Source organism: Pseudomonas sp. Z5-35 (assembly GCF_051131945.1).
Taxonomy (GTDB): domain Bacteria; phylum Pseudomonadota; class Gammaproteobacteria; order Pseudomonadales; family Pseudomonadaceae; genus Aquipseudomonas; species Aquipseudomonas marvdashtae.
Genome location: NZ_CP071640.1, coordinates 2,111,650 through 2,137,629 on the forward strand (window position 1 = coordinate 2,111,650; position 25,980 = coordinate 2,137,629).

Annotated in this window: 24 protein-coding genes and 1 pseudogene; 5 read left to right on the plus strand and 20 right to left on the minus strand. The window is 58.6% G+C overall.

Annotation, left to right across the window (positions count from 1 at the left end; genetic code table 11):
* Positions 1–38: 38 nt before the first annotated feature.
* The 6 genes and pseudogenes from J3P95_RS09955 to J3P95_RS09980 form a co-directional block, all read right to left on the minus strand.
* A complete protein-coding gene (locus J3P95_RS09955; RefSeq protein ID WP_434626512.1) occupies positions 39–2,042 on the minus strand; it encodes a DKNYY domain-containing protein in 2,004 nt (667 codons plus the stop codon).
* 110 nt (positions 2,043–2,152) lie between these two features.
* Positions 2,153–2,275, minus strand: a pseudogene (locus tag J3P95_RS09960) (NAD(P)-dependent oxidoreductase); the annotation flags it as partial.
* A gap of 15 nt (positions 2,276–2,290) precedes the next feature.
* Positions 2,291–3,118 (minus strand): EamA family transporter, encoded by an 828-nt coding sequence (locus tag J3P95_RS09965; protein ID WP_434562561.1) that lies wholly within the window; start codon positions 3,116–3,118, stop codon positions 2,291–2,293.
* Positions 3,119–3,193: 75 nt separating this feature from the next.
* Positions 3,194–4,099, minus strand: coding sequence for a transcriptional regulator GcvA (gene gcvA / locus J3P95_RS09970; RefSeq protein ID WP_434577512.1), 906 nt, complete (start codon positions 4,097–4,099; stop codon positions 3,194–3,196).
* Positions 4,100–4,170: 71 nt separating this feature from the next.
* Positions 4,171–4,779, minus strand: a complete 609-nt coding sequence (locus tag J3P95_RS09975; RefSeq protein WP_434577510.1) for a LysE family translocator — start codon at positions 4,777–4,779, stop codon at positions 4,171–4,173.
* A gap of 189 nt (positions 4,780–4,968) precedes the next feature.
* A complete protein-coding gene (locus J3P95_RS09980) occupies positions 4,969–5,757 on the minus strand; it encodes an SDR family NAD(P)-dependent oxidoreductase (RefSeq protein WP_434562567.1) in 789 nt (262 codons plus the stop codon).
* A 146-nt stretch (positions 5,758–5,903) separates the two neighbouring features.
* Here J3P95_RS09980 and J3P95_RS09985 point away from each other — a divergent pair, with 146 nt between their 5' ends.
* Positions 5,904–6,488: a TetR family transcriptional regulator gene (locus tag J3P95_RS09985; protein WP_434577508.1), complete on the plus strand. Its 585-nt coding sequence runs from the start codon at positions 5,904–5,906 to the stop codon at positions 6,486–6,488.
* Positions 6,489–6,710: 222 nt separating this feature from the next.
* On the opposite strand, the gene J3P95_RS09990 is transcribed toward J3P95_RS09985, so the two are convergent.
* The 5 genes from J3P95_RS09990 to J3P95_RS10010 all read right to left on the minus strand — a co-directional run bounded on the left by J3P95_RS09990 (position 6,711) and on the right by J3P95_RS10010 (position 10,697).
* The gene (locus J3P95_RS09990; RefSeq protein ID WP_434562571.1) at positions 6,711–6,974 is read right to left on the minus strand and encodes a hypothetical protein; all 264 of its coding nucleotides are present in this window, start codon (positions 6,972–6,974) and stop codon (positions 6,711–6,713) included.
* 81 nt (positions 6,975–7,055) lie between these two features.
* The gene (locus J3P95_RS09995) at positions 7,056–8,192 is read right to left on the minus strand and encodes an FAD-binding oxidoreductase (protein WP_434577506.1); all 1,137 of its coding nucleotides are present in this window, start codon (positions 8,190–8,192) and stop codon (positions 7,056–7,058) included.
* Between the two features lie 9 nt (positions 8,193–8,201).
* Positions 8,202–9,458 carry an aromatic ring-hydroxylating oxygenase subunit alpha gene (locus tag J3P95_RS10000; RefSeq protein WP_434577504.1) on the minus strand — a complete coding sequence of 419 codons (1,257 nt, stop codon included), beginning with the start codon at positions 9,456–9,458 and terminating at the stop codon, positions 8,202–8,204.
* A gap of 139 nt (positions 9,459–9,597) precedes the next feature.
* Positions 9,598–10,536 carry a LysR substrate-binding domain-containing protein gene (locus J3P95_RS10005; protein WP_434577502.1) on the minus strand — a complete coding sequence of 313 codons (939 nt, stop codon included), beginning with the start codon at positions 10,534–10,536 and terminating at the stop codon, positions 9,598–9,600.
* Positions 10,537–10,565: 29 nt separating this feature from the next.
* Complete coding sequence (locus J3P95_RS10010; protein ID WP_434562579.1) at positions 10,566–10,697, minus strand: hypothetical protein; 132 nt, start codon at positions 10,695–10,697, stop codon at positions 10,566–10,568.
* A gap of 203 nt (positions 10,698–10,900) precedes the next feature.
* On the opposite strand from J3P95_RS10010, the gene J3P95_RS10015 reads away from it, so the two are divergent.
* Together J3P95_RS10015 and J3P95_RS10020 are read left to right on the plus strand one after the other, a co-directional pair.
* On the plus strand, positions 10,901–11,608 hold the full coding sequence (locus tag J3P95_RS10015) for a TetR/AcrR family transcriptional regulator (protein ID WP_434562581.1): 708 nt from the start codon (positions 10,901–10,903) through the stop codon (positions 11,606–11,608).
* Positions 11,598–12,377 (plus strand): pyrroline-5-carboxylate reductase family protein, encoded by a 780-nt coding sequence (locus J3P95_RS10020; protein WP_434577500.1) that lies wholly within the window; start codon positions 11,598–11,600, stop codon positions 12,375–12,377. Before J3P95_RS10015 ends, J3P95_RS10020 begins: the two co-directional genes overlap by 11 nt.
* Before the next feature lie 71 nt (positions 12,378–12,448).
* Here the strand turns inward: J3P95_RS10020 and J3P95_RS10025 are convergent, their stop codons facing one another.
* Positions 12,449–14,485: an FAD-dependent oxidoreductase gene (locus J3P95_RS10025; protein WP_434562585.1), complete on the minus strand. Its 2,037-nt coding sequence runs from the start codon at positions 14,483–14,485 to the stop codon at positions 12,449–12,451.
* Between J3P95_RS10025 and J3P95_RS10030 the strand changes: the two genes are divergently transcribed.
* Positions 14,484–14,765 carry a hypothetical protein gene (locus J3P95_RS10030; protein WP_434577498.1) on the plus strand — a complete coding sequence of 94 codons (282 nt, stop codon included), beginning with the start codon at positions 14,484–14,486 and terminating at the stop codon, positions 14,763–14,765. The two genes, J3P95_RS10025 and J3P95_RS10030, sit on opposite strands and share 2 nt — an antisense overlap.
* Positions 14,766–14,995: 230 nt before the next feature.
* Positions 14,996–15,895 carry a glycine betaine ABC transporter substrate-binding protein gene (locus tag J3P95_RS10035; protein ID WP_434562589.1) on the plus strand — a complete coding sequence of 300 codons (900 nt, stop codon included), beginning with the start codon at positions 14,996–14,998 and terminating at the stop codon, positions 15,893–15,895.
* Between the two features lie 234 nt (positions 15,896–16,129).
* On the opposite strand, the gene J3P95_RS10040 is transcribed toward J3P95_RS10035, so the two are convergent.
* The 8 genes from J3P95_RS10040 to J3P95_RS10075 form a co-directional block, all read right to left on the minus strand.
* Positions 16,130–17,083, minus strand: coding sequence for a GlxA family transcriptional regulator (locus tag J3P95_RS10040; RefSeq protein ID WP_434562595.1), 954 nt, complete (start codon positions 17,081–17,083; stop codon positions 16,130–16,132).
* Positions 17,080–18,441, minus strand: a complete 1,362-nt coding sequence (gene dddP, locus J3P95_RS10045; protein ID WP_434577496.1) for a dimethylsulfonioproprionate lyase DddP — start codon at positions 18,439–18,441, stop codon at positions 17,080–17,082. The genes J3P95_RS10040 and dddP overlap by 4 nt, the downstream gene beginning before the upstream one ends.
* A 99-nt stretch (positions 18,442–18,540) precedes the next feature.
* Positions 18,541–20,031 (minus strand): aldehyde dehydrogenase, encoded by a 1,491-nt coding sequence (locus J3P95_RS10050; protein ID WP_434577494.1) that lies wholly within the window; start codon positions 20,029–20,031, stop codon positions 18,541–18,543.
* 1 nt (position 20,032) lies between these two features.
* On the minus strand, positions 20,033–20,935 hold the full coding sequence (locus J3P95_RS10055; protein WP_434577492.1) for a dihydrodipicolinate synthase family protein: 903 nt from the start codon (positions 20,933–20,935) through the stop codon (positions 20,033–20,035).
* Between the two features lie 142 nt (positions 20,936–21,077).
* On the minus strand, positions 21,078–22,397 hold the full coding sequence (locus J3P95_RS10060) for an NAD(P)/FAD-dependent oxidoreductase (RefSeq protein WP_434563764.1): 1,320 nt from the start codon (positions 22,395–22,397) through the stop codon (positions 21,078–21,080).
* A 207-nt stretch (positions 22,398–22,604) separates the two neighbouring features.
* Entirely contained in the window at positions 22,605–23,633 is a 1,029-nt protein-coding gene (proX, locus tag J3P95_RS10065; RefSeq protein ID WP_434577490.1) for a glycine betaine/L-proline ABC transporter substrate-binding protein ProX, read from the minus strand.
* Between the two features lie 55 nt (positions 23,634–23,688).
* Entirely contained in the window at positions 23,689–24,642 is a 954-nt protein-coding gene (gene proW / locus J3P95_RS10070) for a glycine betaine/L-proline ABC transporter permease ProW (RefSeq protein WP_434562605.1), read from the minus strand.
* 94 nt (positions 24,643–24,736) lie between these two features.
* Positions 24,737–25,897, minus strand: coding sequence for a quaternary amine ABC transporter ATP-binding protein (locus tag J3P95_RS10075; protein ID WP_434562607.1), 1,161 nt, complete (start codon positions 25,895–25,897; stop codon positions 24,737–24,739).
* Between the last annotated feature and the right edge of the window lie 83 nt (positions 25,898–25,980).

Sequence of the window (25,980 nt, forward strand, 5' to 3'; positions counted from 1 at the left end):
CGGGACTATGCTTTTCATTGTTGAACCTGCCTGGGCCACTACCCCAGCGTTTCCCGATACTGCGCTTCATCGACTTCAGTCAAGGTCGCATAGCCGTCGTAGTGGTAGATTCGATACTTGTCCCGGGCATAACGGTCGGTCAGGAATTCCAGAGTGGCCAGGTCGATACGCTTGGCGCTCAGTGGGCGTCGGTGGCAGAACAACTTGCGCGTGCCCAGTTGCAGGAAGTCGGGATGCGGTACGCGGACTTCATCGGGATCGAATGCCACATCCAGCGGCTTGCCTTCCGAGAGGATCAGATCAGGGCTGACGGCGTAGGTACCTAAAAAACGGGTATCGCAAGGACGTAGCTTTTTCTTCGCCTCGCCGTAGTAATACACTAAGTCCCGGTCCTTGGCCCAACCGTGCCCGCAGGACTCGAAAGTGGCCACTTGCGCCTTACGAATCGGTTCGGGGGGCTGATAAAAAACCCGGTGGCAGAACACGGTTTTTCCATCCGTCAGGTAGGGTCCGCCGAGTGAGCGGAAGTGCTCCACCGGTTCCTGGGAAAACCGCTCGGGCACTTCCGTTTGCGCATTATGGAACGGGATCAGATACAAGCCTTGGACATCGCCGCACAGGTGCGTGTCGAGCAATTTGAAACTTGCCGCGTCCAGTCCGTTGATAACGCGCCCGTGGAAATAGACCTGGCGGCCCCGTTCAAAACCGAGACCGATGGCCTCTAGCGGCAGCGTATCTGCCTGTATTTGCGGTTCTTCAGGCTGCACCTGCAAGCGGTGCCACCAGTAACCTTTCAGGTGCGGATGGGCCTCGAAGTAGGGCGCCCATTCCTGCTGCATCGCTGCATCGATGATTCCGCCAGAGCCCAGCGGGCCGTGCTTGTCACCCGCCAGCACCGGCGAGTAATCCTGTTCATCGCGATAGAGCTGGGTCACGACGAAGCTTTCCAGCTCGACATCCAGGCGTTTCTGGTGTCGGTAGACGTGCCGGTGGTCACAATAATAATCGAACCCCAAGTGTCGAAAACTCGGGCCATGAGCGTCACGCAAGCGCGTGCCGGCGGCGTAGACGTACAGGTCGTCCAAGGCAAAATACTCATCCTCGTATTCGCTGGCGCCGACCACGCGGCCGCACTCATCGTACGTTGGCTGGCAGCACTTGAGCAGGTGGAAATCGCCAACGTAGCGAATGCTCTTGCCGGTCAGGTAATAGGCGCGGTGCCGGTCCTTGGCGTAGCGTTCGTTGAGCACAGAGAAGGTGGCCAAGTCGGCATTGTCGATGCGGTAGAAGTATTCATAGGAAATGCTCGAGCCTTGCTGCGCTTGGACGATGATCGATTGTCCATCGGTTCCCCAGCGTTGGGCGAGCATTCGGAAGCCGTCAGGGTTTCTGATTGGCAGCGGCGTGCCGTCTTTCTGGTGCAGGGGTTTGTAACCCTTGTAGACCTGATCGTCGATCACTCGGTAGGACGGGTGATTGCAATACCGCACCCGCGTCGTGGCGCTGGCGATGAATTGTCCCTGCAGAAAGATATTCACCCCGTCGCTGAACAGGGCAGAAGCTGAAGTCACCGAGGCTGGCGACGATGCCAACAGGGCCAGGCTTTCGGACCGTGCCTCCGGGACTTGGGTGATCGCGTACTCGCCGAACCAATAGGCGCCGGTTTCGTCACGCCAGTACTGATAGCCGAGGCTTTCCAGGCCCTTGTCGAACTGAAACGCCAACGTTTGGAGCGCATGGTAGCCGTGGCGTTCACGGTAGGCTGGGAGCAGGTAGTAATCGCGCAGCGCATTGCGCAAGACCCAAGGGTTGCGGCGGTGCCGCCAGACCGGCTGGCCGGCCAGCAAGGGCGAGGGCGGATAATGTCCATCATTGGCGCATCGCGCCAACTCGCCTGGGTGTGCGCCTTCAAGATTGAGCATGATGTACACGTCGGGCACTTGCCCGTCGCCCAGCAGCACGCCGTCCATGAACGCGAAGCCTTGGTGCCATTCAAGATCCAGCAGCTCCCAGTCAGCGAAGGGTGCCTCGATGCCTGTCATATCGTTGGGGCCTGAACGCCGTGAGTATTGGCTCGAGAACTAACATTTTTGCGGCGATCTCGCCAGCTTGGCCATCCAATCATTTGCCGCCCCTTTGCATAGTCGACCTATTCATTGGGGCTGCCGAGGCGCGCCGATGCCGAAGAGATGTTGATCACCACGCCGCCCGGACCGTTGTGCCGATAGGACATGCGCTTCACCGCCTGCTGGGCGCAGAGAATCGGGCAAATGGAGGGCAGTTGGCTATATCAGCCGATGATGAGGATCCCGCTAACGATCACGGCGCACGCCAGGAGGCGGCGGGTGGTGAGTGTCTCGCCGAGGAACAGGTAGCCGATCAATGCTGCGAACAGCACGCTGGTTTCGCGCAATGCCGAAACCGCGCCCAAGGGCGCTGCGTTCATGGCGTAGATGACGATTCCATAGGCCAGCAAAGAGACCAGCCCGCCGGCCAGGGCGGTCAACATGCCGGGCCGGACGGAGAATAAACTGCGAGCGTCGCGCAGACCGATGTACACCACAGGCATCATCACGCCCCACAACGCGCACATCCATACGGTGTAGGCGAGCGGCGCGCCGGAAAGCCTGGCGCCAATACCGTCGGTGACGCTGTAGGCGGCGATGAAGCAGCCAGTCCCCAGCGCATAGGGAAGGCTGGGAACCGACAGTTTGCGGCCCCTGAAAGCCAGCGAGATGATCCCGCCTGACACCAGCGCAATACCGAATAACGTAGCGGGGGCGATGGTTTCTCCGGCGAAGACGGCGGCGCCCAGAGTGATCAACACCGGCGACGATCCACGGGATATCGGATAGACCTGCCCCAAGTCGCCGACCCGGTAGCTGCGCACCAGAAACAGGTTGTAGCCGACGTGCAGCAGCGCTGAAAGCAGCGCATAGCCCCAACTGGCAGGCGCCGGTGGCGGCATGAACGCCGCGGCGATGACACTGGCGATGGCGACAGCGATGCACATCATCGTCATCGACCATAGGCGATCGGCGCCACCGCGCAGGAGTGCATTCCAGCTGGCATGCAGGAGCGCGGCGAAAAGAACCAGAAGAACGATGTGGATAGGCATGCGCCGATGTTAAGCAAACCAACGCCGGGCCTACAGCGAAGTCTCCTCATCGCTTCATGAGGAAACGTTCATGCCTCACTCATAGGAACGTTGGACTTTCAGCGCCTCACTCATCAACCACTGGCGAAAACTCACGATGTGTGGCTGCGATTCGATGCCTTTTGGACAGACGAAATAGTAGGCAAGCGGTGAGGGGAATGGCACATCGAACAGCCGCACCAGACGGCCATCGCTGATTTCGGTTTGAACATGCCCGCTGCGCACCAAGGCAACGCCCTGGCCGAGCAAGGCTGCTTCGACCGTCATGTTGGTATCGCCAAACCTGACGCTTTCCTTGAGTGGCAAAAATTCCAGCCCGACCTTTTCGAACCAAGCCTCCCATTTCGGCACGAGCTCGGCGCCGTCTCGGGTCAGCAGCGGGTAATGCAACAATTCGGCGGGGCTGCGCGGTGTCCCGAAGCGCTGCAGCAGATCGGGGCTCGCCACCGGGAACACCTGCTCGCCGAACAGGTATTCCGAATAGAGCCCGGGGTAAATGCCCTTGCCGAGCCGGATCGCGACGTCGGCCTGGGCGTTGGAGAAATGAATGATCTTGTCCGTGGTGTCCAGCGAAACCAACAGCTCGGGATGCTGGCGGGAAAGATTCGGCAAACGCGGCAGCAGCCATTTCAGGGCGAAGGAATAGGTGGTGCTGACTTCGAGTCGGACTCGGCCTTTTTGCTCGCGCAGATCGGCCAGGGACGCCTCAAGGCTCATGAAGAACTCCCGAACGATGGGCGCCAGCGTAGCACCCGCCGCCGTGAGGCTTAATGATTTGCCACGCTCGAACAACTGCAATCCCCAAAGCGCTTCCAGATGCTTGAGCTGGTGACTGACCGCGCTTTGGGTAACGTGCAGCTCATCGGCGGCAGCGGTAAAGGTCGCGTGCCGGGTGGCTGCTTCAAATGCACGCAATGTAGCGGTTGGCGGCAGATCTCTCATGTGTACGGTGTCCCGGCGCTGCGTCAGAAATGCGCATCATGAGCGCAGGCTCATGATAGTGCATCCTGTCTTCAGCTGTGGATGGGCAGGGACAATCCAAATAGCACAAAAAATCCTCCACAGACTTTATTGAAACGGCGACCGGTGCGAGCCAGCCAAGGTCTGACTCGGTGCGCTGCGCTGGCCACCAGATACTCAACGGCGAACTCGACGACGGCGTAGGTCAGCGCGATGGCGATCGTCTGTACGACAATGTTTCTGTGCGGATCCAGGAATGGCGGGATGAATGCGGTGAACAGCAGCAGGGCCTTGGGATTGGAAATGGCTGACACCAACCCTTGGCGGAACAGCGACGAAGGTCGGAAGCTGTCTGTGCCGGTTGCCTCAAGGCTGACCGGTGGAGATCGCCACAGCCCGAAGCCCAACCAAATCAAATAGAGACCGCCGACGATTTTCAACGCGGTGAACCAGGTGGCCGACGCCTGGATGAGTGCGCCCAATCCCAACGCGCAAAGCGAAAGCACCAACGCGAAGCCGAGTACGCCGCCGGTGATGGTGAACAGCGTTTTGCGGCTTCCGTGAATCGCTCCATGGGTCAGCGCCAATAACGCGTTGGGACCTGGGACTACCGCTATGCCGCAGCAGGTAACCAAGTAAAGCAACCAAGTCTCAAATGGCATGATCCGATCCTGATGTGTTGATCCTGACGCGCATCCTGCGGGTGAACTGTTGTCATGGAAAGCGCATTATTCACGTTGTGCATGCTTCTATCATCAGGGCGTTGAGGCTTCAGGCCTAGTAGCGTTGAGGCGGTAGCAGGATCGAAGATCAGCTGGGGAGCCGTTGATTCGGCCCCCGCGACGCAACTGTCAGCCCTGGACCCGATACCGCTCGGCCACCGTCGACTGCTTGATTTGCGCCAACAACCCTTGCCGCGCAGCCTGTAAGGCGTCCCATTGAGCGCCGTCCTGCAGGGGCGGAATGGTCACTGGTTCGCGGCGATCGAATCCGACCAATGCGGCATCGACCAGGTCGCCGACTTCCATGATTTCGCTGAGGCCGTTGATGTCGATGCCCGCGCGGTCCCAGATTTCGGTGCGGGTGGCGGCGGGTAGAACGGCTTGTACGTAAACGCCCTTGGGCGAAAGCTCCAGGCTGAGCCCTTGGGAGAGAAACAGCACGAATGCCTTGGTCGCACCGTAGACCGTCATGCCGAACTCCGGCGCCAGGCCGACCACTGAGCCAATGTTGACGATCGCGCCGTCGCCGGCGTGCGCCAAGCGGGGGGCGATGGCGCTGGCCAGTCGAACCAATGCGGTGGTGTTGAGCGAAACGAGGTGCGCGACGCTGTCGGTGGTCTGTTCGATGAAACTGCCGGATTGGGCGGCTCCGGCGTTGTTGATCAGAATCCCGATGCTGGCGTCGTCACGCAGGCGCGCCTCGACGGTGTGCAGATCGCCAGTTTGGGTCAGGTCGGCCTGGAGCACATCGACGCTGACGCTGTGTTCGCTGCGCAGCTCGGCCGCCAAGGCTTGCAGTCGCGCGTTGTCGCGGGCAACCAGCACCAGGTTGTGCCCGCGTTGCGCAAAGCGCTTGGCATAGACAGCACCGATACCGGTGGAAGCGCCGGTGATGAGAACGGTTGTGGGAGTGGTCATGAGGTGAGTCTCTTCAAGGATTCGAGGACAGCGTTGCGTTGGTGATCTTAGGATGATGATCAGAATCTAAACTGTCAATGAATATGATTACGACCGGCATCTATGTATGATGCAGGCATGATTCGAACGGCTACGAGGTAATAAACATGAGAGTGACCAAGGCCCAGGCCCAGGCAAACCGGGAGCACATCGTCGAGACGGCTTCGGTGTTGTTTCGTGAGCGAGGCTTTGACGGCATAGGCGTGGCGGATTTGATGGCTGCCGCCGGCTTCACCCATGGCGGTTTCTACAAACATTTCGGTTCGAAAAGCGACCTGATGGCTGAAGCGGCCGCGAACAGTCTTTCGCGATCGCTGGCAGGCGCTGGCGAGATGGACGTGGCTGAGTTCTTCCAGATGTATGTTTCCAAGGAGCACCGTGATGCGCGGGGCAATGGTTGCACCCTGGCGGCGCTGTGCGGCGATGCGGCGCGTCAATCCGACGGATTGAAGGCCACGTTCGCCAGCGGCATGGAAAGCACCCTGGCGTCACTTGGAGAAAAACACGACGCCGGGCCGCAAGCGCCTGACGGAGTAGAGCGGGCGGCCATGATCAGTCTGTTCGCACAGGCCGTCGGCGCGCTGATGTTGTCGCGGGCCTGCCCGGACGACGCTCCGCTGGCAAATGAAATACTCGAGGTCTGCCGTGCCCGGATCCTGGCGTCCTTGCCAGTGTCAGAGGACAAGCGGTAGGGCCATCGCCTACCGCACTTCAATCAGAAGATGAACTTGAACAGGGCGATGACCACGATCAGGCCGATCAGGAAGATGATCCCAACGGTACCACCAAGAAACTTCAACATAAGAACACTCTCATCAGATGGGCTTAATTTTCTAGACCCCTGGCGAGCGTGCTCGGTTCGGTAAATTTTCTGGCGTCAATCGCTACGAAGAGGTGAGAGGGGAAGGCGCCGTTCAGTGAAGCGCCAGGGACCTCGGAACAGAGACATGTTCGAATTTTGCAATGGTCTTGATCCAATAACGCCGATATTCGGTCTTGTCCGGCGCCAGCGGTTTATAGCTTGACCAGGGATGCTCCGCCTTCAAGCGGGCCCGATAAGCCTCCCATTCTTTTTGCTCGGCCACTTCCCTGGCTTTGTTTCTGTCATCGAACCAACCCAGGACATAGGGCTCGCCCTGATCCGAGCCGTTCGCTATCAGCAGATAAATTTCAGTCATTACGATCCCCATCGTCATCCAGCAACCCAGGTCACTGGGGTCTTGTCATGGGTATCGGCCGTCGGTTCTGGTTTTTGAGGATTAAAGATCAAGGACCAGGTCGGAAGTGGGCTTGCTGCAGCACAGCAAACGCAGGCCTTTGTCGATTTCCCGTTGCCTGATGCCGCCGTTGTGGTTCATGTCTACCGTGCCCTGGAGCAGGGTGGTCTTGCAGGTGCCACAAACGCCCTGGCTGCAGGAGGAGGGCACGATCGCACCGGCTTTCTTGGCGGCAGACAGCACGGTCTGATTGGCCGGCATGCTGAACGTCTTGCCTGAGCGCGACAGGGTCACGGTGAAGACATCTTGCTGGTTGAACGAAGGAGCCTGCTCGATCAACGGTTCGTCATTCAGCACGGCAATGTCAAAGCTTTCCTGATGGTAATGGGCGAAATCGAACGCCGCTTCCTTGAGCAGCGTCTTGACCGCTTCCATGTAGCCCTGGGGACCGCAGGTAAAGATTTCCCGTTCCTTGTAGTCCGGCACGTGTTGGCTCAACAACGACAAGTCGAGCCGGCCTATCGGTTGTTGCCATTGAGTGGTGTCGCCGAGCCCTTCGCAAACACTGATGACCCGCAGCCCCGGCATGGCAGCCTGCATGCGCGTCAACTCTGCATGGAAGATGATGTCGGTGGGCGTGCGGGCGCTGTGTACAAACACGATGTCGAGGTTGCCGGCCATGTCGCAGGCAGCCCGGGTCATCGACATCAGGGGCGTTACGCCGGAACCGGCGGACAGGTACAACAACTTGGTCGCCGGATGACCGACCGGCGTAAAGCTACCCGCCGGGCCGGAGGCCTTCAGGCGGTCGCCGGGCTTGAGGTGATCATGCAGCCAGTTCGACACCGTGCCCCCCGGCACGCGCTTGACGGTAATGGAAAACGCAAACGGCCGGGTCGGGGAGGACGACAGAGTGTAGCAGCGGGCAATGGTCTGCCCACCAATGGTCGGCGAGAGGGTGATGAATTGACCGGGCTCGAAGCTCAGCGCGCTGAAGTCCGCACAGCGAAAAATGAAGGTCTTTACGTCATGGGTTTCCGGGCGCACGGCGCAGCATTGCAGGGTTTTCTGTTCACCGCTGTGCCATTGCGCGCCGAACGTGCCCCAGGTGGCCGGGTCGGTGAAACGCTGGACTACGCTGGCGCTTGCGGGGCGTGTCGGGTTTTCGTAGGTCGTCATGTTCATTCCTCACACGCCATGGGCGGCCAGACGCGCCGCGTACCAGCGGGAGAACTGGTCGACATAGGTTTCGGTAAAGGCCGAGAGCGGCCCGGGCGTGTAGGCCGGATCCTGGGTGCCGCTGTGGGTGATGCCGACGAGGTTGGCGTCTTGCTGGTTGGTCGCGACCCAGACTTCGGTCAGCTTATCCAACGGGTAATCGACGCCTTCGACGGCATCGGCATGGACCAGCCATTTGGTGCGCACCAGGGTCTTATCGGGTGCCAGCGGGATGATGTAAGAAACCACGGCGTGGTCGCTCATGACGTGGGCCCATGAGTTGTGCGTCCAAAGATGCACGTCGCCCAAGTCGCGGCGCGTGAGGTCGCCAAACAGTCGGGTGCACGCCACGCGGGTGTCCAGGGTCTGGGATTCGCCGTTGCCGGCAATGGCCAGTCGCTGCGAGCGGAACTGGGTCACGACGTCTTCGCCCAGGTGTTCGACGGCCTCGCAGATATAACCTTCGCGCTCCCAGTTGGCCTTGGTCTCGGCATTGCGGCGGTGATACTCCGCCAGCGCCTGGAGTGAATCCTCGCCCAGCCCGTCGGTGCAGAAACCGAAATCTTCGGGCAGGAAAGAGGCGGTCAATTCCGGGTGGGTGGCGGCGCAGTGATAGCACTCGCGGTTATTCTCGATCACCAGTTTCCAATTGCCGTTCTCGATGATTTCCGATTCGTAGGCGATCTTGGAGTGGGCAATGTCATATTGGGCGAAACGCGGTGTCATGACCTGGTCAAGGTACAAGATGTCTTCTGGCGGTTCGTCGCCCAGGCAGACGAAGACATGGATGCCGATCACCCGAGTGTGCACCGGAATCAGGCTTTTGCATTTAGGGTCGAACGCCTGGCCCATGTGTGCCGCATGTTTCAGGCTGCCGTCCAGGTCGTAGGTCCACTGGTGATAAGGGCAGACCAGCATGCCCACCGTCGACTTGCCGGCCGGTTTCAAGCGAGCGCCGCGGTGCCGGCAGACATTGCGAAACGCCTGCACATGCTCGTCATCGTCGCGCACCAGGAGGATGGATGACTTGCCAATGTCGATGGTCGAGACATCACCGGGTTCGGGGACGTCGCTGGTGACCCCCACCAGAATCCAATGCTGGGTAAAAAAGATATCGACGTCGGTTTCAAAAACATCCTGGCGACCAAACAAACCGCCCGGCATGCCATTGCCGGGCGTGCGGTCGGTCAGGAGTTCACGATGGGTCTTCACGGTATTAATTGTCATTATGGGTCTCGCTCAAACGCAAAGTTGATCAGGCGGCGAGTACAGTTTGGAAAGGTGGGATAAGGCCGTCAATGCGCTTTATTTTCACGCTCGCATAACTTTGCGTTATGCGTAAAGCAGGCCTTAAAAAGCTATTTAATCAAGGGTTTAGGTAACTGTCGTCGCGCAGCCAATCGATCAGCGCCTGGGTGATGGGCTCCAGTTTTCGACCGCTCGGAATAACCAGGTAATAAGCGTCTTTTGGCTTGACCACGTAAGGCATAATTCTGATCAGCTCACCACTGTTGAGTCGATGCGCGATCAGTCGACTCCATCCCAGTGCAATGCCGTGGCCTTGGATGGCCGCCTCGATCGCATCGTTATAGGAACTGCAGCGAAATGAATAGGTGAGCTTGGGACGCCCATCGCCGAGTTCCCGGCACCAACGGTTCCAGGTCATCCAGCCTTCCAGGGTGGAATCGGAGTCAATCAGCGCCGTGTCCAAAAAATCGGTGACGGACGAGGGGGCCGCGTTGGCGGCCAGCCAGGCTGGCGCGCAAACGGGAAACACTTCTTCATCGAACAGGAAAAGCGAACTGCCATCCTCCCATTTCCCATTGCCGAAACGGATGGCCAGGTCGACGTCATCCCGGTATGAACTGGGGGAGACCTGTTGCGTCAACAAGCGCAACTTCAACTTCGGTTGCAGGGTGCGCAGTGCAATCAACCGGGGGAGTATTCTCGAGTGGGAAAACGCTTGCGTGCAGGCGATGGTGATCTCTTGCTCACCAATGCCCTCGGCAATTTTGTCGAAGACACTGGCCATGCGATGAATGGACTCGGCGACGACCAGGTGCAGCACATAGCCTTCGTGGGTCAGCTTGATCGACCGATGAAGCCGATGGAACAGCTTGGTCCCCAGGGTATCTTCCAATAACCGGATCTGTTTGCTGACGGCCGCCTGCGTCACGCCCAGCTCTTGGGCGGCCAGGGTGAAACTGGCCAGCCGCGCCACGGCTTCAAATTCCAGCAACGCCGTCATCGACGGTATCAACCGCCGATAGCCCTTGACCTTTTTATCGATATCGCTGGGTTGCATAGGTGTGTTCCAACGCCGTGCCGGGTGACTCACGCCACCGAAGATTCTCGTGCGGGCTCATCGGGCACGGGGTGCGACAGGTTGTGCCCCAGCAGTGCACGATACAGGTCATCGTCGCGCAAGATGCCCAGGACGGTACCGGCTTCATCCCGCACGATCAAGGGATGGCCCGTTTCGTAGCGAATCTGCAGGGCGGCGCGCGATGATCTCGCACACCAGAGTGGCGAACGTCACCTGGGCCAGGGTTTCCATGGTTTCCTGCCAGTAGTGCTCAATACCGTCAAGTCAACAGAATGTACTCATGTGTACATTAAGGGATCATCAGGGTACATTTCTATTACGTATTTGAAGAAGGAGGCGCACGATGCCGCAGGTAGGGAAGGCCCGTAGTAAGGCCCAGGACGCAGGCTGGCGGGGCTCGCCGGAGGGCTGGCTGGAAGCGGCCTACGAAGCTCTGAAGGAGTCGGGCATCGATGCTGTCCGGGTCATGCCGCTGGCCAAGCGCCTGGGCTTGTCACGCACCAGCTTCTACTGGTTCTTCGAAGACCGCGAGCAACTGCTGGCTGCGTTGCTATCGCGTTGGCGGGAGACCAATACGGGAGGCTTGGTCCGGCAAAGTGAAAGCTATGCCGAAAGCATCTCCGAGGCGATCCTGAATGTGTTCGAGTGCTGGCTTAACCCTCAGCTGTTCGACTCGCAGTTCGAGTTTGCCGTGCGCAGTTGGGCGCTTCAGTCCGCTGAAGTGGCTCAAGAGGTCGCGGCGGTAGATGAGCAGCGAATGAACGCCCTGGCAAGCATGTTCAAGCGCTTTGGCTATGACAGCCAAGGCGCTGACACCCGGGCCCGAACGATCTATCTGACGCAGATTGGCTACATCACCATGAACACGACTGAGCTGATCACCGTGCGCTTCCAGCGCATTCCTCATTACGTGAGCATCTTCACCGGTAAAATCCCCAAGCAGCGCGAACTGGATCGTTTCTACGGGAAGTTCGGCTATGCCGAAAAAGAGCCGGGGGTTTTCGTTCCCTTGACCGACACGTTCGACGAGGGCACCGCCGATGATCAATGAAACCCTGGGGATCATTGGCGGAACCGGTTGGTTGGGCGGCGCGATTGCCAAGGCAGTGTTGGCGAAGGCACTGCTGCCGGCAGGCAACCTGGTCATTTCCAACCGTTCGGGCAGTCACCCATTGGCACAACAAGGCGCCTGCCTGGTCACGGATAACCAGGACTTGGTCGATCGCAGCGACGTTATCATCATTGCGGTTCGCCCCGAGCATTTCACCCGTCTGAATATCAACGCGACTGGCAAGACCGTTATCTCCCTGATGGCCGGGATCAAGGCACAAGTGATCGTCGCGCAGACCTCCCCTGCGGCGGTCGTGCGGGCGATGCCCAACGCGGCGGTGGAAATCGGCCAGTCCTTCACGCCTTGGTATTGTGCTGGAGAGGTAGAGGCGACAACGAGAAGCTTTGTGCAGCGCGTGTTCGAATGCGTGGGTACGGCAGCTGAGGTTCAGGAAGAGGACTTCATTGATTACTTGTCCGCACTCTCGGGCACCGGTCCGGCCTTTCCGGCCTTGCTGATGACTGCGTTGGCCAATCAGGCGATGGCAGCCGGCATCCCTGGCGACATCGCGCAGCTTGCCGCGAAAAATGTCGTGGTCAACAGCAGTCAATTGCTGGCGAGCCGCGACGCCCAGCAAATGATCGATGCTTTGGTCGCCTACCGTGGTGTAACGGCCGCCGCTTTGCAGACGATGACCGAAGGACATTTTGAGGAGCAGGTCGCAAGGGCGTTGCAGGCAGGTGCCAGCGTGGCTCGCAAGGGGCTCTAAGCCTGATAGAACGAAGCCCTTCACCAGCGCATAAAAAAATGCCCCTGATCCCTGGGATCAAGGGCACCACTTCAAATGTCTTTCACCAGCCGCAAGGCATCGTAGATCGCCGCATGGGTATTGCGCGCCGACACCGCGTCGCCGATCCGGAACAACTGGAAACGGCCTTCGGGGTTGGTCACGATATTTTGGGTTTTCCCGGCAATCAGATCCTGTTGTTCGACCGCACCGTTGTTGTTCGAATGCGGGCGCAATTCGAAATACAGGTCATCCAGGGGCAGGGTGCCGTGGTTGACCACCACCTGATCGACCACGCGCTGCTTGTGCACCTGGCCGTAGTCGCTGCCGAAGTTGACCACCAGGCGACCGTCGCGTTTTTCCACGGAGTCAACCCGATAGGTGACAGTGAAAGTGACGTCCAGGTCTTGCAGGCTGCGCATGTAAGGCACCAGGTTCATTGCCATCACCTCCGGCGCGAACGAGCGGTCCGGCGTGACGATCTCCAGTTTTGCGCCGCTGTTGGCGATCACTTCGGCCGCCTGTAGCGCTGCGTGGTCGCCCGCGTCGTCGAAAATCAGCACGTTCTTGCCGGGCTTGATGTCGCCGGAAATGATGTCCCAAGTCGACACCACCAGTTCATTGCCGTGCTTGAGCACCTCGGTGTGCGGCAAGCCGCCGGTGGCGACGATCACCACGTCCGGCTCTGCGGCCATGACCGTCTCGGCCTCGGCCCAAGTGTTGAATTGAAACTTCACGCCCAACCGCTCGCATTGCGCCATGCGCCAGTCGATGATGCTGATCATCTCGCGCCGCCGCTCGCTCTGCGCGGTCAAGCGGATCTGTCCACCCGGATGATCCGCGACTTCGAACACCGTGACCTCGTGGCCACGTTCGCCGGCCACCCGTGCCGCCTCCAGGCCCGCCGGGCCGGTGCCGATCACCACCACCTTGCGCTTGACCGCCGCCTTGGGGATTTCGTGGGGCATGGTTGTTTCGCGCCCGGTGGCGGCGTTGTGGATGCAATACGCGGCGCCGCCCTGGTAGATGCGGTCCAAGCAGTAATTGGCGCCCACGCATGGGCGGATTTCCTCTTCACGCTTTTCGATGATCTTGCGCACGATGTGCGGGTCGGTCATGTGCGCGCGGGTCATGCCGATCATGTCGACCTTGCCGGAGGCGATGGCGTGCCGCGCCGTGGCAACGTCCGGGATCTTGGCCGCATGGAATGTCGGGAAGCCCGTAGCGGAGCGAATCTCACCGGCGAAATCCAGGTGCGGCGAGTTGCGCATGCCTTGGATCGGAATCACGTCGGTGAGGCCGGCGTCGGTATCGATGTGCCCACGAACGACGTTGAGGAAGTCCACCAGGCCGCTGTCCTTGAGCATGTGGGAAATCTGCAGGCCGTCGCTGGCGCCAAAGCCGCCGGGCAGGTCTTCGTCACCGGTGTAGCGCACCCCGAGCAGGAAATCCTCACCGCAGCGCTGGCGGATACCGCGCAACACCTCGAAGGTGAAGCGCATGCGGTTTTCCAGAGAACCACCGTAAGGGCCATCGAGATCGTTGGTCAGTGGCGACCAGAACTGATCCATGAGGTGCCCGTACGCCTGCAGTTCCAAGCCATCGAGGCCGGCGGCCTTCATGCGTTCGGCGGCGTCCACATAATCCTTGATGATCCGGTCGATGTCCCACTCTTCCATTTTTTTCGGAAAGGCCCGGTGGGACGCTTCGCGGCGATGGGACGGTGACACGACCGGGAGCCAGTCAGCCTTGTCCCAGCGGGTGCGCCTGCCCAGGTGGGTCAGTTGGATCATCACCGCCGCGCCGTGTTCGTGGCATTCGTCGGTCAGGTCCTTCATCCATTTGACCACTTCGTCCTTGTACGCCAGCACGTTGTTGAACACCGGCGGGCTGTCACGGGAAACAGCGGCGGAGCCCGCCGTCATGGTCAGCGCCACGCCGGCCTTGGCGCGTTCGACGTGATAAGCGCGGTACAAATCCTTCGGCATGCCGTCGACAGGATAAGCGGGCTCATGGGAGGTGGTCATGATCCGGTTCTTGAGGGTCAGGTGCTTGATCTTATAGGGCTGCAGCAGAGGATCACTGGACATGGTGTTGCTCCGGGAACAGAACATCAGGCTTGGTTTTGACACAACGGTAGGTCGAATGTTCATGTGTGTCAACGATTGGGACACACGTGTACATTTTTCTTGCCTGACGGAAAAACCAGGATTACCATCCAGTCGAAACAGGGATGTTCCAGATCGTCCAACCGGTCACCCCATCGTCACGATCAACCAGGACGCTGAAGCGCCGATTGCGCAACTGGCGGATTACATGCTGGTGGCGGACCTGTTCGAAGCACTGCCGGCGCTCGAAAAAGCATTTTGAATTCAAGACGTTAAACGACGAACCCGTGGCGAGGTAGCAAGCTCCCTCGCCACGGGTTTATCGACAACCTTGAAAGATTCAACCCGCCAACGGGCGAAGGAGGGTAGGCCACACTCGATAGCCGTGATTTTCATAATTAGAACTTACCCATGGCCGTGCGCGGCCGCGATGGGAAATGAATGCTTCTGCTGCCCTGCCAATAACTATTAATACAGTCTGCGGAGATGCACATGATGACGTTATCCAATAAAACTTTTATCGGCTGGTTTGCCGGCCTTGCATTGGCCTGCGGCAGTCTGATCGCCCACGCCGAGGAACCCACGCCCATTCGTATCGGTTGGGTGAATTGGTCGGATACGGAAATCGCTGTAAAGCTGGCCGATACCGCATTGCGCGACCACTTGAAGCAACCGGTCAAATTGGTGCTCGCCGATATTGGCATTCAGTTCCAGGCCTTGGCCAACGGCAATATCGACCTGATCCCGATGGTTTGGCTGCCGAGCACTCACAAGTCGTTCTACGACAAATACAAAGACAAGCTCGAAGACCTCGGTGTGCTGTATGAAGGTCGGATCGGCATGGCGGTGCCAACGTCCATTCCCACCAGCGAGCTGGCCAGTGTCGAAGACCTGAACAAGCCTGAAGTGCGGGAAAAGCTCGGCGGCAAGATCCTGACGTCGGAAGTGGGCAACGGCCAATACAAACTCACTGAGAAGGCCATCAAGGAGTACAAGCTCGATGGCTACAAGATGGTCGCGTCTTCAGAGTCCGGCATGCTCAGTGAGTTGGATCGCAACAACAAGCGGGACAAGTGGTCGTTGGTCAACGCCTGGAGTCCTCATTGGATGTTCGCCAAGTGGCCACTGCGTTACCTGGATGACCCGAAGCAGGTGTTCGGCGGCGCCGAGCAGATTCACGCGATTGCCCGCAAAGGCTTCAGCGCCGAGCATCCCGATGTCGCGCGGTTCTTTGCCAACTTCAAGATTCCCAAGGCCGACCTTGAGAAGTTGATGTCGTCCGCCCGTGACAGTTCGGCAGACAAGGTCGTTGCCGAGTACTACGCCGCCAACAAGCCCCGCTTCGAAGCGATGTTCGGCAGCCAGACCGCTGCCGTGACACCGGCCCAGTAATGGCCGCTATCCGATAGTTGTGTTGCCATCCGATGCCCTTGGTGAAGGGCATCGAATGCATCGAACGAATATTCAGGCGATACCCTTGAAGACCACGACTTATCGTCGCTTTACCCTGGATGAAGCGGTCGACTGGGTGACGCATCTCTGCGAAGCGTTACACGTTGCGGTTTGCCCGGACCGGGCTGATTGCCTTGCAGTCGCAAACGGACCTGCGCTGGTGGCCGGCCGACGCTATATTTCGTAACGACTTTCCTTTGATGGCGGAAAACCGAAAAGCGTGCTGTAGCACTTGCTGAAGTGAGGGGTGGAGACGAAACCGCAGGCAATGGCGACATCCGTGACGGTCAGCCTGGAGTTCTGTAGCAGGCGCCGTGCCTCGGTCAGCCGAAGCTCCAGATAGTAGCGTTGGGGAGACATATTGATCTGCTTGCGAAACAGGCGCTGGATCTGGCGCTTGGAAAGCTGAACGCATTGAGCGAGCAAGTCCAGGCTTAAAGGTTCTTCAAGGTTGCATTCCATCAACGCAATGACTTCTCGCAGACAGGCACTGACTTTGCGATCCAGGACCTTGGCCGAGGTACGAAACCGAGACTCATGGTCCAACAGGTCAAACACCGCGTCCGCGACTTTCGGGTCGAGGGCAGCGTAAAGCCATTTCATCATGATCTGAAAGGCACCGGCTGGGTTTGATGCCGTGAATCGGTCCCTGTCGAACACCACCGTATCCAGCGTTACCGTGGTCTTGGGCGAACACTCCGACAAGGCCATTCGTTGCTCGGCATGAATAGCGCATCGGTAACCATCCAGCAGTCCGGCCTTGCCCAAGTACCAGGCGCCGTTCCATAACCCGCCGAGCGCAATGGGCAGGTTCGCCAGTTTGGTCAGCAGCGTTACCAGCCCGCCGGGAAGTACCCTCGGCGTGCGTAGCCCGCCGCAGACAATCATCAAGTCCAGCGCCGCGATCCTGATATCGGTTAACGGTGTGTCTGGCCTGATGGGGATTGCCAGGTCGCTGATCACTTCAGAGTCGTTGCGACTGAAGGTATGGATTCTTATCGACCCGGGCTGGATGAGGTTGGCGGTCACCAGCACGTCCAGGCAATGAGTGAAACAGGTCAGGGAAAAGTTATCGAGCAACAGGAATCCCACGCTCGATGTTTTCTGGGGCTCGATCATCGGGTTCATGACGTGTGCTTCGTATCCCGCAGGAAACTCTCATCGAAAGGGTAGTGGGTGAGTAATTCATAACCGGTCTGGGTCACCAGCAATTGGTTCTCCAGCTTGATGCCATCCCGTCCGCCCACCTCACCGACATACGCCTCGACGCACAGGGCCATGCCCGGCTGCAGTTCGCCCTCGTATCCGTAGGATTCCAAGTCCTCTGGGTAGCGAATGCTCGGGTATTCGTCACACAGGCCGACGCCGTGATAAAGCACGCCATAGCGTTGGGCCCGGCACGGTTCGGGCAACCGGTGCGCCTTGACGGTCAGCTCGGTGAAGCGTACGCCCGGCTTGATCAACTCGGTGTTATGGACGATATGGTCATGGGCGATCCGGTACAGGCGCTTCTGTTCGGCCGTGGGCTCCAGTCCCCCACAGATCCAGCTGCGAGACATGTCCACGCACATGCCGTAGGTGCCGATCAGATCCGTATCGAAGGACAGCAGGTCGCCGTCGCTCAATACCCGTGGGCCGGACTCCTGGAACCAGGGGTTGGTGCGAGGACCGGAACTGAGGATGCGCGTCTCGATCCATTCGCCACCGCGGCGGATATTGCCGGAATGCAGCGCGGCCCAGACATCGTTTTCGGTCGCGCCGGCGCGCATTGCCTGGTGCATTTCGGCCACTGACGCTTCGCATGAAGCCACCGCACAGCGCATCGCCTTGATTTCATCCGGGCCCTTGATCATGCGCGCGAATTCGGTGACTTCCTGGCCGCTGCAAAGCTCGATCGCCAGGGCATCCAATGCGCGCACGCCGGCGACTTCGACTCGATCGACCGCAAGCCGGCGGTTGGCTCCGGCGTGTTGGCGCAGCAATTCGTCGAGTTGCGCGGCGAAATGCCTGGCATGCCGATCCGTGTGCTCACCGGTCTCGAAAAAGAAAAACGATGCGCCACTGCGCAACTCCGTCACCAGTGGCAGATGGGCGCTAAGGTGATCGCAACCATGGAAGTCCCACAGGACGACATGCCCGCTGGCGGCGACAAAGCATGCCCGTGCGGGGTTATGTGTCGTCCACAGTTGCATGTTGGTGGTATCGGTCGCGTAGCGGATATTCAGCGGATCGAATAACAGGATGCCACCCAGGTCACGGGCGACCAGTTGATCGACTATCCGTTGTAATCGGTACTTGCGCAGGGTGGGTAACTGGGGCGGCTCCAGGCCCAAGCTCTCCCACTCGGCAAAAGCCAGCGCAGTAGGGCCGATTTCGACACGGTCGTTGTCATTGACGGAGCCGTCTTTTTTTAATGCAGTTGCACGCTGCCTGGCGGGGTCGATGCGCCGAGCATTGGCTGGAACTGAAAAAGGTGAAGTGGTCATGAAGGGATCCATACGCTTTAACACCTAATCCGATCACCGCTTGCGTGGAGCGGTGACCGGTGTGCTGAACGCTGTCAGTACAGCCCGTGCTCGAACAGGTTACGAAGCATCGATCCAAATGGTTTTCAGCTCGGTGTACTGATCGTGTGCCCAGACGGATTTGTCGCGTCCGCCAAAGCCAGACTCCTTGTAGCCGCCGAACGGCGTGGAGGCGTCGCCTTCACCGAAACAGTTGACCGTGACCACGCCCGCACGAATCTCCCGCGACAGACGCAAGGCGTTACGCAGGCTGCCGGTATAGGCGGATGCCGCCAGGCCGTAGACCGTGTCATTGGCAAGTTCGATGGCTTCGTCGATCGTGCTGAAGCTGGTGACGCTCAATACCGGCCCGAAGATCTCCTCGATAAACAGGCGACTGTCACGTTCGACCCCATCAATGATCGTCGGCTGCACGAACACGCCGGACTCGGTCTCGCCACCTTGCATCACGTTGAGTTTCTGCTCGGCTGCATATTCCAGATAAGAACGCACTTTATCGAAATGCGTTTTGCTGATCATGGCGCCGAGGCGATTTTCTGGATCCAGTGGGTCACCCATTTTCCAATCGCGCAGGTGCTTGCTGATCAGTTGCAGCAGTTCATCCTTGACGTCTTCATGAACAATCAGCCGCGAGGAGGCCGAGCAGTTTTCGCCCATGTTCCAGAACGCGCCGGCCGTCACATACTGGGCAACCTGATCGAGGTCTTCGCAGTCATTCATCACCACGGCGGGGTTTTTCCCCCCCAGTTCAAGCACCACGCGCTTGAGGTTCGACTCGGACGCGTACTTGAGGAACAACCGGCCCGTGTCGGTAGAACCGGTGAAGCTGACCATCGCCACATCCATGTGCCGACCGATTGCCTCGCCAGCCTCCCGGCCGCCGCCAGGGGTAATGTTGAATACGCCTGGCGGAATACCGGCCTGGTGGGCCAGCTCGGCAACACGTAGCGCGGTCAGGGTGGTTTCCTTGGCCGGCTTGACCACGATGGAACAGCCAGCGGCCAGGGACGGACCAATCTTCCAGGCCAGCATCAACAAGGGGAAGTTCCAAGGCAGGACCAGGCCGACGACACCGATCGCTTCGCGCACCACCATCGTTACGGCACCGTGGCCGGTCGGCGCGGTACTGTCGTACACCTTGTCGATCAATTCCGCATGCCAGCGCAAGGTATGGATGGTGTCGGGTACATCGACGTTCTGGCATTCGCTGACCGGCTTGCCACTGTCCAGGCTTTCCAGCACCGCGAGCTCATGGGCATTGTCTTCCAGCAACTGGGCGAAACGCAGGAGCACCTGCTTGCGTGCGCCGGGAGACAGTTTGTGCCAGCGACCATCCTCGAACGCCTGCTTGGCGGCAGCCACGGCAACGTCAACGTCACGGGTATCGCAAGCTGCTATCTCTGCAAGCTGTTCACCCGTGGCCGGGTTCGTCGTGATGAAGGTTTTTCCAGAGAGGGCATCACGGAACTCGCCGTTGATAAAGGCCTGGGTAGGAAACTGCAACTTGGCGGCGATGGCCGCGTACTGCTCCTTGGTCAGTAAATCAGCCATTTCAGGCACCTCCAGTAATCTGCGCGATGTTGCGCTTGAGCTCGGTGACGACGCCTTGCAGCGCCTGCTTTTCCTCAAGGTCCAGGCCGTGCAGCGGGGCGCGCAGGCCGCCGGTGCTCAAGCCGGTCAGTTCACACCCGTACTTGATGGACTGGACAAATTTTCCGCCTTCCAGAAAGTCCATCAGCGGCATTATCGCCGCCATGATGCGGCGGCCTTTGTCGAAGTCTTTCTCGACCACGCAGGCCTCGTACAACGCGACGTGCTCGCGGGGAATGAAGTTGGAACCGGCGCACACCCAACTGCGGGCGCCCCAGGCGAAGAATTCCAGGGCTTGATCGTCCCAGCCGCAAGACAGCGCGATGTGCGGGTACTTGCAGGCCAAACGGTGCATCTGCGCCATGTCACCGGAGCTTTCCTTGATGGCGACGATGTTTTTTACATCGCGCACCTCATCAAAGAATTCCACGCCCATGCTTACGCTCATGCGGCCTGGATAGTTGTAAAGCATGATGGGGAGATTGGCGGCGCGGTCCACTGCCTTGACATGCAGGGCGATCTCTTTTTGCGTTGGCAGTGCATAGGGCGGTGAGCCCACCAGCAGCGCATCGGCGTTGATGGCCTTCGCCGCTTCGGCGTAGGCGACCGAGTCTTCAGTGCGGATGGCGCCGGTCCCCACGATCAGCGGCAGGCGACCGCGCAGCACGTCCTTGGCCTGGGCGGCCAGGTCGAAACGCTCTTGGGCGGTGTGAGCATAATATTCGCCGGTTGAACCGCCGATAATGATGCCGTGGACCTTGGAGTCCACCAGATACTCCAGGACTTCGGCGAAGGCGGTCTTATCGATACTGCCGTCAGAGGTCAGAGGCGTAACGGCCGGTGTGTAAATGCCTTCAAATTTCATTAATCTCGCTCCAGTTAGTGTCACTGCCTATCAAGCGGCGCTAGATCGATAGCGTCAGCGCAGCCCATTTTTTAAACTAAGGGAGGCCGCCTGCTGAAGATCGAACAAGTGGACTCAACTTCTTCAAGTTTGGCGGGCCGGATCAACTTTCTTTACCCGCTCGGTACTGTCCCCAGCGCAAACTTATATTGACGCCCGCGGAAACCAGCGGTGCGGGTGGGTTAGGGCAGGGGCCGGGTGATTTCAAGACGAAATCAATGAGCTCGGATTGTTCTCCAGCCAGCCAATCAGCCAAGAGTTTGCCGGTTGCCGTCCCGCGGGTAACGCCTAATCCGTTGCAACACAGTGCCCCATAGACGTGGGGTGAAAGTTCGCCGAAATAACCCATATGGTTACGTGAAAGAGCCAGTGCGCCACCCCAGGTATATTCGAAGTTCATTTCAGGCAGCATGGGAAAGCGTCGTTCGAAAGAGGCCTGATGCCTGGCGACAAAGCGTTTCAAATATTTTGAGTCGCTGCGGCCATCCGGGTTAAAGCTGAAACTGTTACGGATCAAAAGACGGTTATCCGGTGTGCGACGTACCGTGGTACCGAATGGATCCGCAGGAATGATGCCCCAATAAGGCCGGCCGCCAAGGCGAGCTTGCTCTTGCTCGGTCATGGGACGGGTCAGGCTGGCATAGGTGAACACCGGTAGCATTCGCCCTTTCAGAAAGCCGAAACTCATGCCAAAGGCATTATTGGTCAGGATCAGTTTGTCGGCGGTGATTGAGCCCCCGGCGTGCTTGAGCACCGTCTTGGTGCCGTACTCGACATGGGTGATCGCGGTGTTTTCATACAGCGTCACGTTGCTGGGGAGGCTGTCGGCCAGCCCTTTGACCAGCGCCGAGGGCTGAAGCAAAGAAGTCCCTGGGGTAAATAAGGCTTTGCGGTAGAAATGCGTGCCGATATGTTCGGGTAGTTCGCCAGCCTCGATCATCTGGTAGGGCTGATCGAGCTTATCGAGTCCGCGACGGTAAGCCTCCAGGACAGCGATGCCTCGTGGTTCAACGGCCGCCTGATATTTACCGCAATGCTTCATCTGGCAGTCGATGTTGTGGCGTTCAACCAGCTCTTTTAGATAACTCAAGCCACTGAGATTAAGTTTCAGCGTTGTTTTGGCCGTGGCGATATCGCCAATGTAATCTTCAGCGGCGATGTCATGTGGCAGGTCGATAGCGAACCCGGCATTACGACCGGAAGTTCCAAAGCCCACTTCCTGAGCGTCGATCAACACGATCTGATCGTCGGGGAAGTGAGTGGCGAGTTGACGGGCGGCGGCAAGCCCCGTGAAGCCGGCACCGACAATGACCCAACGGGCGCTGCTATGGCCTTGATGGGCGGGCCTGATTGGGCGCCCTTTGCTCAAGTGATACCACCCGCAAGATTGATCATCGGCAGGTAACGAAGAGACTTTTAACATTTCAAGATCCTGTTCATTCAACCGATCCGACGCCAGTCATGCAAAAAAAGGGTGCGCGATAATTTCACGTGAGCTGAGTAACCAACGGACGTAAGTGTCAAGACTTTGCAGTTTCAATTAACGGTGTTGTGAGGCGACGTGCTGCGACGAACGCAATGTCATTAAAGGACGGGGCAGTCAGCGACGTGCCCCACCTCGATAGGCTTATTATTTGCTCGCTTGTGTCGCCGCTGCGCGAGCTGATTGCAACCATGCGTCAAACTGCTGCCGATGGGCGGCCACCCAGTCCTTGGCATGACGACGGATATCAGCCGGCTTTTTCTCGCCCTGTTGCATTTTCAAGTTCTGGGCACTTTCGTCGGCGGTGGTAATTTGCATCACCGAAAGGAACTTCAAGGCCGCCGGGTTTTTCTCGGCGAAGTCTTTGTTCAACACCGCCTCGACTTTATCTACCGCAAAGCCGAGATTCTTGCCGTTGTACATCGTGTTGACATCGTTCTTGCCCTCAGGCAAGTCGGTTTTCGGTACTTCCAGCCATACCACATCCTTGTCTTCGACCAACACAGTGGCGATCCACTGTGGAACCCAAGTGAAGTAAAGAATCGGCTGACCTTCCTTATAACGAGTGATGGTGTCGGCCATCAGTGCGAAATAAGAACCCTGGTTGACGTTTATCGATTTTTCGAGGCCGTAAGCCTTCATGTGATGAGCGATAACCAGCTCGCAGCCCCAGCCAGGATTGCATCCCGTCATGTCCGCTTTGCCGTCGCCGTTGGTGTCGAACAGTTTGGCGATTTCCGGTTTTTCCAGATCGGTGATGTATTTGATGCCATGGGCGTCAGCGGTCTTTTTGTCAATCAAATAACCTTGGAGTACGCCGGGCATGATGTCGCCCGCCTTGACCATGGCCTTATCGCCCCCGGCCTGCTGGTAGAACTTATCGTGCAATTTGTCCCACAAATGCACCGTAAAGTCCGCATCACCACTGCCAAGGGCCATCATCATGACGCCGTACTCGGTCTCCTTGGGTTCCTGCACCTTGTAACCCAGCTCTCGAAGACCTTCCATCGCCACTTCACCGCGGAATCGTTCCTCAGCGATAGAAGGGAATATAGGGGTAACCTTTACACCGTCGCCCGGTTGGTTCGCCGAGGCGTTCGCGCACAGGGACGTAGCCACAATGGCGAGTGCTGTAGCGCAATTGAGAACGCTGCGGGAAAGCTTGAATTCAGACATTTTCGCGTACCTTTTTTGGTTTTATCTTCGTGGGCGGCAGATCGAATACGAGGGGTTAAGCTGTCTTGCTCCTTCCCACCGGTTGTTTCGCTCCAAACAAGCGCAGAACAACGCCGACAGGACCTGTGTGATACCAGCGCAGGCTTGGGTCGGCCCCGGTGCGAGCACCCATGGCCTGGGTCAGTCGGTCAAGGAAGATGGCGAGCAGCACCAAGCCAGTCCCGCCGACCGTAGCCAAGCCCATGTCCAGGCGACCGATGCCGCGCAGGACCATTTGGCCCAGGCCGCCCACCGAGATCATCGAAGCGATGACCACCATCGACAGCGAGAGCATCAGGGTCTGATTGAGTCCAGCCATGATGGTGGGGGTCGCCAGTGGCAACTGGACGCGGGTCAGCATCTGCCGAGGCGTGCAGCCAAAAGCGCGGGCCGCTTCTATCTTGTCTTCCGGTACTTGGCGGATGCCCAGGTTCGTCAGGCGCACCAGAGGGGGGAGGGCGAAGACAATGGTCACCAGGATGCCCGGCACGTTGCCGATGCCGAACAGCATGACGACAGGGACCAGATAAACGAACGCCGGCAATGTCTGCATGGCATCGAGTACGGGGCGCAAGATCCTTTCCAGGTTGTCGCTACGGGCGCAGAGAATACCCAGGGGTATACCTAGCAAGGCGCAGAAGAATACTGAAGTCAGTACCAGCGCCAGCGTGGTCATCGACTCGGACCAGACACCGATCAGGCCCAGCAGGGTGAGCGTCACAAAACACAGCAGAGCCATGCGTTTACCGGCTAGCTGCCATCCCAGCAAGGAAGACAGAATGATCCCGATGCTGGGTGGGATGCTCTGCAACGTGTACTCGACGCCGTTCAGTACCTGGTCAATCGGCCAGCGGATGGCGCGGAACACATCGCGAAAGTTGTGTACCAGGAAATTGAGGGTGCTTTCCACCCAGTCACCCAATGGAATAGTGAGGACTTGAAACGGGTCGAGAAAACTGAACTCGGACATCAGGGTTTACCTCTTCATCATCACCGCAGCGGCGTTATGAAGGCCGCAGGTACTTCAGGTCAGGGACGCGCCGGCGTAGAGGGGCGCGCCTGTATTAGTGGCGGCTCAGCGTTTGCAGTAACTCACTCTTTGACAGGGTCCCGGTGAGCGCCCCCGAACGGTCGAGTACAGGGACCGGATAGGGCAGGTTGGCGGCGATTTCCAGTACTTCGTGCAGGGGGGTATCGGTAAATACCGGGTGCTGTTGGTGCTGGGTGTAATGCGTGCTGCCACCAGCGCCACTGGCATCGATATCCACGACCCCGAGCAATTGCCCGCCTTCATCAATCAAGTAACCAAACGGTAGGCCGGCCTTGAACTGTGGCGCTTGGCCGTTCAGCTTGCGAACCCATTCAGGATCGAGCTTGGCCACGTCGCCTGCCTTGAGAATCCGGGAGCTGTCGAATCCTTTGAAGAACGTACGTACATAGTCATTGGCCGGTTGACTGATCAACTCTTGAGGTGTGCCGATCTGTACCACCTGGCCTCCCTCCATGATCGCGATGCGATGACCGATGCGAACGGCTTCCTCAATGTCATGGGAGATGAAGATGATGGTGCGCTTTTGCTCGGCTTGCAGGCGGATGAGCTCTCCCTGCATCTCGCTGCGGATAAGCGGGTCCAAGGCGGAAAAGGCTTCGTCCATCAGCAGGATGGTCGGGTCGTTGGCAAGCGCGCGGGCCAGGCCTACCCTTTGCTGCATACCACCGGAAAGTTGATGCGGATAACTGTGCTCCTGTCCGGCTAGACCGACTTGACTGAGGGCTTCCCTGGCGCGGCTATGGCGCTCCTTTTCAGCGATACCGGAAATCGCCAGGCCGAAGGCGGTGTTTTCCAGGACACTCATGTGGGGCATCAAGGCAAAGGATTGGAACACCATGCCCATCTCTTTACGGCGGACATCAAGCAGGGCTTTATCAGCCAGCCCGGTAATTTCGCGACCGTTCAGATAAATGCTGCCGGAGGTGGGTTCGATAAGGCGGTTGAACAAGCGCACCATCGTCGACTTGCCAGAACCCGAGAGCCCCATGATCACAAAGATTTCGCCACGCTTGACGGCAAAGCTGGCGTCGAAAACACCAATAACCTGGCCTGTTTTCTCAAAGACATCTTGTTTGCAGGCGCCGGCGGCGAGCATTTTCATTGCCGCGTCGGGTTGTGCGCCAAATATTTTAAAAACGTTCTTAACAGAAATGATTTCGTCTGAACTAGTCATCGCGTCCCTCCTTTGCGTGTAACGCTACAAGCGCGCGAAATCGAATCGAGTTCGAGCGTTGATAATTTAGGCGGGCAGGAATA

Bases quoted from the DNA above. Each gene is read 5' to 3' on its own strand.
- J3P95_RS09955 (WP_434626512.1), bottom strand. From the start codon at position 2,042: ATGACAGGCATCGAGGCACCCTTCGCTGACTGGGAGCTGCTGGATCTT.
- J3P95_RS09965 (WP_434562561.1), bottom strand. From the start codon at position 3,118: ATGCCTATCCACATCGTTCTTCTGGTTCTTTTCGCCGCGCTCCTGCAT.
- gcvA (WP_434577512.1), bottom strand. From the start codon at position 4,099: ATGAGAGATCTGCCGCCAACCGCTACATTGCGTGCATTTGAAGCAGCC.
- J3P95_RS09975 (WP_434577510.1), bottom strand. From the start codon at position 4,779: ATGCCATTTGAGACTTGGTTGCTTTACTTGGTTACCTGCTGCGGCATA.
- J3P95_RS09980 (WP_434562567.1), bottom strand. From the start codon at position 5,757: ATGACCACTCCCACAACCGTTCTCATCACCGGCGCTTCCACCGGTATC.
- J3P95_RS09985 (WP_434577508.1), top strand. From the start codon at position 5,904: ATGAGAGTGACCAAGGCCCAGGCCCAGGCAAACCGGGAGCACATCGTC.
- J3P95_RS09990 (WP_434562571.1), bottom strand. From the start codon at position 6,974: ATGACTGAAATTTATCTGCTGATAGCGAACGGCTCGGATCAGGGCGAG.
- J3P95_RS09995 (WP_434577506.1), bottom strand. From the start codon at position 8,192: ATGACGACCTACGAAAACCCGACACGCCCCGCAAGCGCCAGCGTAGTC.
- J3P95_RS10000 (WP_434577504.1), bottom strand. From the start codon at position 9,458: ATGACAATTAATACCGTGAAGACCCATCGTGAACTCCTGACCGACCGC.
- J3P95_RS10005 (WP_434577502.1), bottom strand. From the start codon at position 10,536: ATGCAACCCAGCGATATCGATAAAAAGGTCAAGGGCTATCGGCGGTTG.
- J3P95_RS10015 (WP_434562581.1), top strand. From the start codon at position 10,901: ATGCCGCAGGTAGGGAAGGCCCGTAGTAAGGCCCAGGACGCAGGCTGG.
- J3P95_RS10020 (WP_434577500.1), top strand. From the start codon at position 11,598: ATGATCAATGAAACCCTGGGGATCATTGGCGGAACCGGTTGGTTGGGC.
- J3P95_RS10030 (WP_434577498.1), top strand. From the start codon at position 14,484: ATGGTGTTGCTCCGGGAACAGAACATCAGGCTTGGTTTTGACACAACG.
- J3P95_RS10025 (WP_434562585.1), bottom strand. From the start codon at position 14,485: ATGTCCAGTGATCCTCTGCTGCAGCCCTATAAGATCAAGCACCTGACC.
- J3P95_RS10035 (WP_434562589.1), top strand. From the start codon at position 14,996: ATGATGACGTTATCCAATAAAACTTTTATCGGCTGGTTTGCCGGCCTT.
- J3P95_RS10040 (WP_434562595.1), bottom strand. From the start codon at position 17,083: ATGAACCCGATGATCGAGCCCCAGAAAACATCGAGCGTGGGATTCCTG.
- dddP (WP_434577496.1), bottom strand. From the start codon at position 18,441: ATGACCACTTCACCTTTTTCAGTTCCAGCCAATGCTCGGCGCATCGAC.
- J3P95_RS10050 (WP_434577494.1), bottom strand. From the start codon at position 20,031: ATGGCTGATTTACTGACCAAGGAGCAGTACGCGGCCATCGCCGCCAAG.
- J3P95_RS10055 (WP_434577492.1), bottom strand. From the start codon at position 20,935: ATGAAATTTGAAGGCATTTACACACCGGCCGTTACGCCTCTGACCTCT.
- J3P95_RS10060 (WP_434563764.1), bottom strand. From the start codon at position 22,397: ATGTTAAAAGTCTCTTCGTTACCTGCCGATGATCAATCTTGCGGGTGG.
- proX (WP_434577490.1), bottom strand. From the start codon at position 23,633: ATGTCTGAATTCAAGCTTTCCCGCAGCGTTCTCAATTGCGCTACAGCA.
- proW (WP_434562605.1), bottom strand. From the start codon at position 24,642: ATGTCCGAGTTCAGTTTTCTCGACCCGTTTCAAGTCCTCACTATTCCA.
- J3P95_RS10075 (WP_434562607.1), bottom strand. From the start codon at position 25,897: ATGACTAGTTCAGACGAAATCATTTCTGTTAAGAACGTTTTTAAAATA.